Annotated in this window: 10 protein-coding genes; 3 read left to right on the top strand and 7 right to left on the bottom strand. The window is 63.7% G+C overall.

All coding sequences use genetic code 11. From position 1 onward, the window contains the following. Both FE256_RS05155 and FE256_RS05150 read left to right on the top strand, forming a co-directional pair. Positions 1-607, top strand: a 607-nt coding sequence (locus FE256_RS05155; protein WP_138173443.1) for an rRNA methyltransferase, incomplete at its 5' end; no start/stop codon positions are given. A 185-nt stretch (positions 608-792) separates the two neighbouring features. Beyond that, the gene (locus FE256_RS05150) at positions 793-1,029 is read left to right on the top strand and encodes a hypothetical protein (protein ID WP_138173441.1); all 237 of its coding nucleotides are present in this window, start codon (positions 793-795) and stop codon (positions 1,027-1,029) included. Between the two features lie 94 nt (positions 1,030-1,123). Here the strand turns inward: FE256_RS05150 and FE256_RS05145 are convergent, their stop codons facing one another. The 7 genes from FE256_RS05145 to FE256_RS05115 are packed head-to-tail and all read right to left on the bottom strand — an operon-like array spanning position 1,124 to position 6,477. Next, positions 1,124-1,957: an aldo/keto reductase gene (locus tag FE256_RS05145; protein WP_138173439.1), complete on the bottom strand. Its 834-nt coding sequence runs from the start codon at positions 1,955-1,957 to the stop codon at positions 1,124-1,126. 16 nt (positions 1,958-1,973) lie between these two features. Next, positions 1,974-2,750: an IclR family transcriptional regulator gene (locus tag FE256_RS05140; protein ID WP_252370903.1), complete on the bottom strand. Its 777-nt coding sequence runs from the start codon at positions 2,748-2,750 to the stop codon at positions 1,974-1,976. Between the two features lie 39 nt (positions 2,751-2,789). Beyond that, complete coding sequence (locus FE256_RS05135; RefSeq protein ID WP_138173435.1) at positions 2,790-4,013, bottom strand: NAD(P)/FAD-dependent oxidoreductase; 1,224 nt, start codon at positions 4,011-4,013, stop codon at positions 2,790-2,792. Between the two features lies 1 nt (position 4,014). Further along, on the bottom strand, positions 4,015-4,209 hold the full coding sequence (locus FE256_RS05130; RefSeq protein WP_005050734.1) for a ferredoxin: 195 nt from the start codon (positions 4,207-4,209) through the stop codon (positions 4,015-4,017). 14 nt (positions 4,210-4,223) lie between these two features. Continuing rightward, a complete protein-coding gene (locus FE256_RS05125; RefSeq protein ID WP_138173433.1) occupies positions 4,224-4,538 on the bottom strand; it encodes a hypothetical protein in 315 nt (104 codons plus the stop codon). Further along, a complete protein-coding gene (locus FE256_RS05120) occupies positions 4,535-5,128 on the bottom strand; it encodes a 3-phenylpropionate/cinnamic acid dioxygenase subunit beta (protein ID WP_138173431.1) in 594 nt (197 codons plus the stop codon). Before FE256_RS05120 ends, FE256_RS05125 begins: the two co-directional genes overlap by 4 nt. Next, on the bottom strand, positions 5,125-6,477 hold the full coding sequence (locus FE256_RS05115; protein WP_252370902.1) for a Rieske 2Fe-2S domain-containing protein: 1,353 nt from the start codon (positions 6,475-6,477) through the stop codon (positions 5,125-5,127). The genes FE256_RS05120 and FE256_RS05115 overlap by 4 nt, the downstream gene beginning before the upstream one ends. A gap of 187 nt (positions 6,478-6,664) precedes the next feature. On the opposite strand from FE256_RS05115, the gene phtC reads away from it, so the two are divergent. Further along, entirely contained in the window at positions 6,665-7,393 is a 729-nt protein-coding gene (gene phtC, locus FE256_RS05110; protein ID WP_138173429.1) for a 3,4-dihydroxyphthalate decarboxylase, read from the top strand. Positions 7,394-7,423 lie beyond the last annotated feature (30 nt).

The raw sequence follows: 7,423 nt of genomic DNA, 5'->3' as shown, positions 1-7,423 counted from the left end.
CCCCACCGCCCAGGTATGGGATCCATGCTGCGGCAGCGGCCACCTCCTCACCACTCTCACACTCCTGCATAGAGACAGAATCACCAGCGTCCTCGGCTCCGACGTCGATCACGCGGCGCTGGAACTCGCCCGGAAGAACCTCGCCCTTCTGAGCAAGCACGGCATGACCGCCCGCGCGAATGAACTGCAGGCCCGCGCCGAGCGCCTGAGCAAACCCGCCTACCTCGATGCCGCCGCCGCTGCACAGCGACTCGCTCGCCGGCTCGCGTCAGGCGACGGCTCATTCGACTACAACATCGCACCAGCCGACGTCTTCGACCCCGCACAACTCCGGCGCGCGTTGAACGGGCGACGCCCCAATGTCGTGGTCACCGATATCCCCTACGGCGAGCAGACAGCGTGGCACGGACCGGATGCTGCACGAGGCCTCGACGGCATGCTGAATTCGCTGGAAGAGGTACTCGACGAGGGAACCGTGATCGCAGTGACGACCCGCGCCCGCAAGGTGCGCCTAACCGGCCCCCGGCGACCTCTCGCATGGTTCCGAATCGGAAGCCGAGCAGTCATCCTCTGCCGCATCGCCAGCCGACTCCAGCATCGAGTTTGAATCTTCCGTGTAGCTCGTCAGCATTGTTCCTTCGGGCAGAAAATTCGTGGGGCTGCATAGAGCCCGGTTACAGCGTTGAGCACTGTCTTGGTTCCGACCGTACTGGCCGGCGACGTTGTTGGAAGCTAGCAGCGATTATCGCCCAAGCACCATCGGACCACGGATCAGATCGGCTACGCAGCGAAGTGTTCTTCGTAAAGGATCCCCTCACGGCCGAAGCGGCGTTTGCAGATCTTCCCGAAATGCGCGAGGGCGTCGACGCGATGGCAATCGGGCCGGGTGTCCTGTACTTCTCGCGGGTAGCCGCGCAAGCGACCAAGACCCGCGTTCAGCGCGTACTCGCTATGCCGATGTTTCAACAGATGACAGTCCGAACCTGGCGCGTAACTACACGGCTGCTCGAACTGCTCGACAACGGTTAGCCTCCGCACGCATCCCGAAATTGATCGTTTCCGGATTCGACGTGATCGCTCGGCCCCTGAAACTTGAAACGCGATCGAGTCAGGGAGAAACGCGCTAATGTCCGTTCTCTTTTGAGTCGGAATCTCGTGCCGCTGATTCACCGCGATCGAGGTTCCTCAGCTCCGCAAGGTCGTCGTGAGTGAGGTTGAAATCGAAGATCTGCGCGTTCTCCCGCAGCTGTCTGGGGTCGTCCGCGCGCGGAATCGGGACGATGTTGTGCTGCACATGCCACCGCAACAACACCTGCGCGGGGGTGCGACCGACCCGGTCTGCGATGTCTACCACGACGGGATGTGTGAGCAAGGGGCCGCCGCGCCCGAGCGGACTCCAGGCCTCGGTCACGATGCCCCACCGCTTGTGCAGATCACGGATATCGTCGCGCGCCAGGTCGGCACTCAGTTGGATCTGGTTGACGTCGGGCACGCGTCCGGTAGCGGCGACGATCCGTTCCAGATGTGGTCGTTTGAAGTTTGAGACGCCGATCGCCCCGACCCGCCCCTGCTCGACGAGTCTTACAAGACCCCGCCAGGCCGCAACGTAGGTGTCGAGCCAAGGCACTGGCCAGTGAATGAGGAATAGATCGAGGTAGTCGAGCCCGGTCCGTCTGAGGCTCTCGTCATAGGCGCGCTGGACACCATCTACGCTGTGATTCTCCTTGTTGAACTTGCTGGTGACGAAGATCTCCTCGCGAGCGATCCCGCTCTCTCGGATCGCCGCGCCAACCGGGGCCTCGTTGAGGTACTTGTGAGACGTGTCGATCAGTCGATAGCCGATGTCGAGCGCCAGCGCGACCATCTCGTGCACCGCGTCGCCCTTGAGCGGCCACGTGCCGAGACCCAGACGCGGAATCGAGTGTCCGTGGAGGAGCGGGATCGGGGCGGGGTTCACTGGAGCACCCCCGTGATTAGCCCAACGCCTCGCTCAACCGCATCGAGGCGTCCTTGAGTGCTCGCCCGAAGGTCGCGACTTTCGAGACCGGAAGACGATGGACTGGGGCAGCGAGGTTGATGGCGAGATTGATGCCTGCTGAGTTCGCGACCGAGACTGCGACCGATGCCACACCGTCCTCGCTCTCCTCGCGGTTCGTCGAGTAGCCCTGGCGCCGAACGGTTTCGAGTTCCTTCTCGAGGTCCGCAAGGGACTGAACGGTATGCGAGGTCACCGCGGGGAGTGAGTCCGTTGGAAACAAGCGCCCGAGCTGTTCTGTCGGCAGGCTGGCAAGCATCGCCTTGCCGGTCGAGGTCGCGTACGCCGGGATCTCCCGTCCGAGGCGTGAGGCGACGCGGACTGCCGCCGCCGGCTCGGACGCCGCGATGAAGCGGACGTTCGCGCCTTCGAGGGTGCCGAGATGGCTCGTCTCGCCCATCGAGGAACTGAGATCCTCGAGGATCGGCTGCGCCAGGCGCGGAAGATCCATGCGCCGGAAAATTGAGAAGGCCACGCTCGTGAGTGTCGGACCCGGACCGTAGGTCTTCGTGCGCGGATCCTGACGGGCGAATCCGCGCCAGATGAGCATTGCGAGGATGCGGTGCGCCGTCGAAGACGCCACCCCGAGTTCGGCGCTGACGTCGGTCAGCCTTACCTCCGTACGCTCGCCAAGAAGGATGAGCAACCGCAGTGCGTTGTCCACTGACTCGATCGGGTATTGGGGCGCTACACCGTCGCCGGGCGATTTCTGCACAACAGAAATCGTATCGCCTTGTGGTCACGGGGACCATCCTCAGACCGCGGGCGTGACCGACCGCGCGCCGTCGCCGGTCAGGCGCGCCGCGACCTCGGCTCGATCGGTTCTCGTAGCCACCGCTCGCCGCGTGCTAACGAGCGCCCGCGGCCAGTTGACGACGAGCGCGCCGGTCAGTGAGTCGTCACTCTCCGAGTAAAGTACGGCGAAGCGCTGGTCCTCCTCGGACCCGATGATGACGATGTCGTCGGCGCCGGTGCGCCCGACCACCTGGATCTTCCAGTCGTACTGGTCGCTCCAGACATACTCGGTCGTGTCGTAGTCCTCGCAATCATCAGGGTGGACGATGTTGTGTGCGACGACGCGAGCCTGATCAACGGCATTGGTCCAATGTTCGAGGCGCAGCGAGACGTTGCGCGACGCACTCGCCCAACGTGCGATATCGCCGACGGCAAAGATCTCAGGATGCCCGATGGCCCGCAGCCCAGAGTCGCAGGTCACCCCGTTGTCGAGTTCGATGCCGGAACCCTCGAGCCACTCTGTGTTGACCACAGCTCCGATACCGACGAGAGCTGCATCGGCCTCGATGATCTCGCCGCCATCGAGCACCACGCGCACCCCGTCTGCCGTCTGTTCGACGCCTTCGACTGTCCTTCCGAAGTACTCCTCGACGCCCTCCTGGGCATACTTGCGGCTGAAGATCTGGCCGACTTCGGCATTGAGCACCCGCGACATCGGCGCCGGGAACGGGTCAACCATGCTGACCCGTACGCCCGCCGTGATCGCGGTTGCGGCAGCCTCCCCCCCGATGAAGCCTGCGCCGATGACCACAAGGTGCCGCGCTGTGGCCAGCTCATCCCGCAAGCGCTCGGCATCGCCGCTGGTACGCAGCAAGTGAATATGCTCACCTTCACCCCACGGAGAGCGACGGGCGCGTGACCCGGTGGCGATCACGAGTGTGTCGTATGAGACGGCTGTACCGTCCTCGAGCGTCACAACCTGGCCTTCGAGGTTGAGGGATGCCGCGGGCGTGCCGAAGATTGAGATGGCTCCGATCCCCCGCGTCTCGTGCTCGGAGAGAAGCTCGATCTCGTGTCGCGCCGTCTCACCGGTGAGGTACTTCTTCGAGAGCGGAGGTTTGTCGTAGGTGGGATGGCGTTCCTGGTCAATCAGGACGATCTCGCCCTCGAATCCCTCGCTTCGAAGGGCTTGGGCGGTCTTGAGCCCACCAACAGAGGCGCCGACGATGACGACCCGCGACACGTCAGTCCTCCACAACCAAGGCGGAGACGGGGCAGCTGCGCGCCGCCTCCTCTACTCGCTTGCGGTCACTGTCGGGCAGGTCCTCGCGCAGAACGATCACTAGGGCGTCGTCATCTAGGTCGAAGTAGTCGCCCGCGGCGACAACGCAATTGGCGTAGCCCTGGCAGGCGCTGCGGTCGGCGATGATCCGTGCCATCGGTCTCTCCTTTTCTACTGCGGTCGCATTTCGGGAAACATCGGCTGGTCAGGCCGCGCGATCATCTCGGAGAACGTCTGCGTGGTCTGCCAGGTCAGGGCCTCGAGTTCCATGGGGTCGATCGCGATCCACTGGCCAGTTTTCGGGGCGTCGATCAGTAGCCTCGTGCCGTTGTGAGTTTCCACGCGGCGCACTTCGATCTCCGAAAACTCGTTGGCGATGACGAGCGGCTCTCCGACGGTGCGGGCGACAAGACGCTCGCGCTCCGCCGCCGCAGCCGCCGCGGCATCACGATCGACGTCGGCACCCTCCCAGTCGAGGCCGCTCACAGGAAGATCGCCAGGTTCTGGGTGCGGAGCACCGACTCGTCCACCATGATCACCCGACGTGCCAACTGCAGGTCGTCACCGACGCGACGCAATACGTCCTCGCGGTGAGCGGAGATGATTGACGGCTCGTTGACGTCTCCCCGGCTGCGGAACAGCAGGACGGCGGAGTCGACGATGAGCTCGTCCTCGACCGAGGACAGGAACACACGCACGTTCGTCACGTAGTGACGCAGGCGTGAGGGAGGGTCCTCCGTCCAAGCGTGTTCAGTCAGGAATCGCGCGACCCGGCGGCTGAGCGAGTACTTATTCTCGTCCCAGTGCGACATCCCCCTCGCCGTCGTGAAGGAAGACCCGAGAGCCGTCGTCTGACGCACCGGCATGATGTAGTGAATATCCTCTGTAAGCGTCTCAAGCCAGTGCTCGTACCGTTGCTCGTCGAGGGTGTAAGCCTCTTCAATCAACCAACGATGCGCCTCGAGATGCAGTTCGTCGGAGAACAGTAGGGACCGCCCGACTCGATCGGCGCGCGTGGCGTGGGCGCCGAGAGGCGATTGCCCGGAAATCTGGACACCGGTCTCGGTGTTCATCATGCGGGTGCCTCCCCGTTGTTGGTGATGCCTGTACCGATGCTCGCGACCTGCACCTCGACTTCGTCATCGGTGTCGAGGTAGTCGGCCCAACGATCGAGCAGATGACGCTGGTTGTACTCGCCGTAACCAACGTGCGCGACGCCTGGACCGGCGAACTGTTCAGGCGTCAGCGCAGCGACGACCGGAGTGTCGTCTTTGAGAGTCCCCATCCGACTGTTGAGCAGGAGCCGTCGAGCCATCGAACCCTTGGCAGTCGTGGTCAGCGAGACCCAGTTCTCGACATCGTCCTGCTCGAACATTCCCGTGCTACCGAAGCACATAAGGTAGGCCTTGTACGAGAGCTCCTTGAACTCCTCCGGCGCCTCGGCATCGACCGCGAACCAGGAGTAGACCTCCGTCTCGTTCTCGCTAATGGGCTGCCACGAACGGATCGAGATGAAGGGCAGCACGTCGTCCCCGTCCTCCACCTTCGGCCAGTTGTGCACGAAACTCATGTTCGGGAAGAGCGATGCCGCTGAGATCATAAACCCGTCACGGCCAATCACATCGAGCTGCTCAGGCGACCATTGCTCCTTCATCCGCTCGATCATCGCGTCGGGATATCCGACGTAGCGCAGCCGCTCCTCGAGGCTGCCCGGCGGGAGCTTGTAGGTCGTGCCGCCGCCGTTGCCGGCCCAGTACGTGTTGCCGTCCTTGCGCTTCTCCGCCTTCGGCTCACGGAACAACCCGATCTCGACGACCGAGGTGTGGGTCTGGGGCGTGTGATACATGTCGCCGGCGAAGTTCTCGGCGCCGATCTTCCAGTTCGCGTTGACGCGCCACCGCTGCGGGCCACGCAGCTCGATGCCCTTGGCGCTCTGCCCGGTGTAGTAGTCGAGGTAGAACGCGAAGTCGCCGATGTATTCCCGCAGGGTCGGCGCGTTCGGGTCCATGCTGATGAAGATCAGACCGTTGTATGTGTCCAGGTTCGGCGCCGGGAGCAGTCGTGCACCCTTCTTGTTGAACCCTGCCTCACCCCCGTAGGCCTCCTCGTGGAACGGGAGGCCCATAATCCGGCCGTCGTTGCGGTATGACCACCCGTGGTAGGGGCAACGGAAGTGGGAGGCGTTGCCGACCTCGGCGCGGCATACCTGCATCCCGCGGTGCAGGCACATGTTGAAGTGCGCCCGAATCTCACCACTCTCGTCGCGCACGACGATAAACGAGTCGTCGAGCACATGCCGCACCACGTAGTCACCGGGCTGAGGGATCTCGGATTCATGTCCGACGAAAATCCACGCGCGGCTGAAGAGCTTGCTCTTCTCCTGCTCGAAGATCTCCTCGTCGTTATAGATGTGCGCCGGGATCATGCCGCGCCGCACGTCCTCGAAGATCGTCGTCTTGCTCGCCATTGGGCCGCTGCTTCCTGATGTCAGAGTCCTATTCCGCGCCTTGAAGATGATGTCGGTCGAGACCGGTTTTCTTTAAGACAGAATCTGATTCTGCTAGATTTTCCAGGAATTCGCAATCGGAGATCACGCCTCGAAGGAGAAGTGGATGATGAACGACTACGTCGACGAACGCATGCTCGTCGCCAATGCTTGCCGCGTGCTCGCGGTCCGGGGGCTCGTGGACGACATCCTCGGGCACGTCAGCCTGCGGGTCGACGACGACACCGTCCTCATCCGAGCCCGCGGACCGCAGGAGCGAGGGCTGCGTTTCACCACCGCCGACGACATCCTCGCCGTGCCCCTCGAGGGATCGTTCGAGCTCGCCGGCGGGTACCGGGCGCCGAACGAGCTGTCTCTGCATCTTGAGCTGCTGCGCCGCAATCCTGCGGCCCGATCCGTCGTCCACGCGCATCCGCCGGCTGTCGTCGCGTTCTCGCTAACCGGACGGACACTGCTACCGATTGTCGGTGCCTTCAACATCCCCGCTATGCGGATGGCGCGCGACGGCATCCCCGCGCACCCCTCGTCTGCGCTGATCCGCAACCACGCACGCGCGACGGCCATGGCGGACGATTTCGGCACGCGGCCGGTCGGCATCCTGCGCGGTCACGGCCTCACGGCCGTCGGCGAGAGCGTCCCGCAGGCCGTCATCCGCGCGATCAATGTCGACAGCCTCGCTCGCGTGCACCTCGCCGTTCTGCAGGCAGGGGCCGAGCCTATACCGATCGATGACAACGACCTCGCCGACCTGCCCGACCTGGGTGACGCATTCAACGACGGGCATCTCTGGCGATTCCTGCTGCAGGAACTTGCTGAGCAACGGCTCCTGCTGTAGTCAGGCCATCACAGATGTCCGGAGCCCGGG

This window comes from Microbacterium sp. 5K110, from assembly GCF_005774735.1.
Classification (GTDB): Bacteria; Actinomycetota; Actinomycetes; order Actinomycetales; family Microbacteriaceae; genus Microbacterium.
The sequence above is the reverse complement of the archived record's forward strand: the minus strand, read 5'-3'. Positions and strand labels throughout refer to the sequence as shown.